The 3348-nt window shown below is 64.6% G+C and carries 3 protein-coding genes; 2 read left to right on the forward strand and 1 reads right to left on the reverse strand.

Features of this window, described 5'->3' with window-relative positions:
* Nucleotides 1-1216: glutamate synthase-related protein (locus tag ABNS06_RS03230; protein ID WP_348672529.1), on the forward strand; the 1216-nt coding region annotated here is incomplete at its 5' end.
* A 64-nt stretch (nt 1217-1280) separates the two neighbouring features.
* Entirely contained in the window at nt 1281-2693 is a 1413-nt protein-coding gene (locus ABNS06_RS03235; RefSeq protein WP_348672530.1) for an FAD-dependent oxidoreductase, read from the forward strand.
* A gap of 17 nt (nt 2694-2710) precedes the next feature.
* Here ABNS06_RS03235 and ABNS06_RS03240 read toward each other — a convergent pair.
* A partial coding sequence (locus tag ABNS06_RS03240) for a hypothetical protein (protein WP_348672531.1) occupies nt 2711-3348 on the reverse strand: 638 nt, incomplete at its 5' end.

Below are 3348 nucleotides of genomic sequence, written 5' to 3' on the forward strand. Positions count from 1 at the left end.
CGATGTGGTCAAGGCGGCGATTCTCGGCGCCGAGAGCTTCGGCTTCGGCACCGCGCCGATGGTGGCGCTGGGCTGCAAGTATCTGCGCATCTGCCACCTGAACAATTGCGCCACCGGCGTGGCCACGCAAAACAAGGTGCTGCGGCTGAAGCATTTCATCGGCCTGCCAGAGATGGTGGAGAACTTCTTCCGTTTCATCGCCGAGGACGTGCGTCAGCAGCTCGCGGCACTGGGCGCCCGCTCGGTCGAGGAACTGATCGGCCGGACCGACCTGCTGGACATCGACGGCGGCATCACGCCCAAGCAGAACAAGCTGGATCTGTCACCGATCCTGTCGGTGGACAAGCTCGCCGATCCGCGCACGCATATCTGCGTCGAGCCGCGCAACGCGCCCTACGACAAGGGTGAACTGGCCGAGGAGATGGTCGCGGCCGCGCTGCCAGCCATCGAATCCAAGACCGGTGGCACGTACTCGTTCAAGGTCGCGAACTACCACCGATCGATCGGCGCGCGCCTGTCCGGCGAGATCGCCAAGCGCTACGGCAACGACGGCATGGATGACACGCCGATCACCGTGCAGCTCAACGGCACCGCGGGCCAGAGCTTCGGCGTATGGAACGCCGGCGGCCTGCACCTGGACCTGGTCGGCGACGCCAATGACTATGTCGGCAAGGGCATGGCTGGCGGCCGCATCACCATCCGCCCGCCGGAGAAAAGCGCGTTCAAGACGCAGGACACGACCATCATCGGCAATACCTGCCTTTACGGCGCAACCGGCGGCCGGCTGTACGCCGCGGGCCGTGCCGGCGAGCGCTTCGCGGTCCGCAATTCGGGCGCGTTGGCGGTCGTCGAAGGCTGCGGCGACCACGGCTGCGAGTACATGACGGGCGGTGTCGTCTGCGTGCTCGGCCCCACCGGCGTGAACTTCGGCGCCGGCATGACCGGCGGCTTCGCCTACGTGCTGGACCGCGACCGTCATTTTGTCGACCGGTACAATCACGAGTTGATCGATATCCACCGTCTGGTCGCCGAGCACATGGAAGGCCACCGGCACTACGTGCGTGATCTGATCGCGGACTACGTGCGGGTCACCGGCAGCCAGTGGGGCGCGGAAATCCTCGACGACTGGCGTGACTGGGTCGGCCGGTTCTGGCTGATCAAGCCGAAGGCCATCGATATCGGCGATCTGCTGGACGCCATTCGCCAGGCGGCCTGATCGGCAGACACGCCAAATACCCGCGCAGGGAAACGCGGGTCATTCACCCTTCAAGGGCTAGTTAATGGGCAAGAACACCACGCAGTTTCTGGATGTGCCACGGCATGATCCGGCCAAGACCTCCGTCGAAGTCCGCATCAAGGACTTCCGCGAGATTTATGGCGCGTTCGACAGTGAATCCGCGGCGCAACAGGCGGGCCGCTGCCTGTCCTGCGGCAATCCCTACTGCGAGTGGAAATGCCCGGTCCACAACTACATCCCCAACTGGCTGAAGCTGGTCGAGGAAGGCAATTTGTTCGAGGCGGCCGAGCTGTCGCACAAGACCAACTCGCTGCCCGAGGTCTGTGGTCGCGTCTGCCCGCAGGACCGGCTCTGCGAAGGCGCCTGCACGCTCAACGACGGCTTCGGCGCCGTCACCATCGGCAATATCGAGAAGTACATCTCCGATGAGGCCTTCAAGCAGGGCTGGCGTCCGGACATGTCACAGGTGGTCGCCACCGGCAAGCGCGTCGCCATCGTCGGGGCCGGGCCCGCTGGCCTCGGCTGCGCCGACATTCTCGCGCGCAACGGCGTTCAGGCCGTGGTGTTCGACAAGTACCAGGAGATCGGCGGCCTGCTGACCTTCGGCATCCCGCCGTTCAAGCTGGAAAAGGAAGTCGTGCGCAACCGCCGCGACATTCTCGAGGGCATGGGCGTGGAATTCAGGCTCGGCGTTGAAATCGGCACCGATGTCCCGTTCCAGTCGCTGCTCGACGAATACGACGCGGTGTTCCTGGGCATGGGCACCTACACCTACATGAAGGGTGGTTTCCCCGGTGAGAACCTGGAGGGCGTCCACGATGCCCTGCCCTACCTGATCTCCAACATCAATCGCGAGCTGGGCCTGGAGGCCCACCCCGGCGACTTCATCGACATGGCCGGACAGAAGGTCGTCGTGCTCGGTGGCGGCGACACCGCGATGGACTGCAACCGCACCGCGGTGCGCCAGGGCGCCGACCGCGTGCTCTGCGCCTACCGCCGTGACGAGGAGAACATGCCGGGCTCACGCCGCGAAGTCGCCAACGCCAAGGAAGAAGGCGTGCAGTTCCTGTTCAACCGCCAACCCATCGAGATCGTGGGCGACGGTCATGTCGAGGGCGTCAAGGTCGTGCAGACCCAGCTTGGCGCACCGGACAACCGCGGCCGCCGACGCCCCGAGCCGGTGCCGGGCAGCGAGGAAGTGATCGAGGCCGACCGCGTGATCATCGCCTTCGGCTTCCGACCGAACCCGGCCGACTGGTTTGGCGACCACACGATCGGCATTCACGACGACGGCCGTGTGCAGGTCAACGGCAATAGCCAGGGTCACGCATTTCAGACCGGCAATCCGAAGGTGTTCGCGGGCGGCGACATGGTCCGCGGCTCCGATCTGGTCGTCACCGCGGTGTTCGAAGGTCGGCAGGCCGCCGAGGCGATCTGCGACTACCTGGAAGTCTGAGCCGGGACTCGCGCCAGCTAGCCCTTCAGCGGCTGCGCCAGAATCCACAGTCCGAAGCCGGTGAACAGCACCATCAGCGCCAGCATCGGCACCTGGTTGATCAAGGCCTTGCGCGTGTCCCGAAACTGACGCAACGCCTCGGCGTGAGCCAGATAGACGCTGACCACGTGGCCGAGCAGTATCAGCCAGACCTGACTGAACCAGATGGCCTCCATGTCCGGCAGGATCGGCACGCGGCCGGTGATGGCGGTGCCAAACAGGTTCCAGCTCCAGCCGAACGGATCGGACACCAGCGCCCGAATCTTCACGCCCTGATCCAGCAGCAGCGTGTAATAGTGGGTGACGTGATAGACGACGGCGATGGGCAACAGGCTGTAGCCGAAATCCATCGCAAGATCGCTCACCGCCTTCCTGGTGCGGCACATCCACTTGCCCAGTAGCAGGAACAACGCGAACGCGCCCAGGTACAGGAATGGCGAAATCAGCAGCCACAGCATCTCGTAGCGGATGTACCAGTCGCGCACGTCACCGTAGAGCCTCAGCGGGTGGTCGCCGAACCACTGCGTCAGCATCCCGGTGGGATCGGTCCAGAAGGCGTTGAACCAGGGTTTGGTCTCGCTGAGCCCGTCAAAGGCCGTGGACGAGAGCATGAACA

The organism is uncultured Abyssibacter sp., assembly GCF_964000955.1.
GTDB lineage: Bacteria > Pseudomonadota > Gammaproteobacteria > Nevskiales > OUC007 > Abyssibacter.

Coding starts and splice junctions, on each gene's coding strand:
- ABNS06_RS03235 (WP_348672530.1), top strand. CDS start 1,281: ATGGGCAAGAACACCACGCAGTTTCTGGATGTGCCACGGCATGATCCG.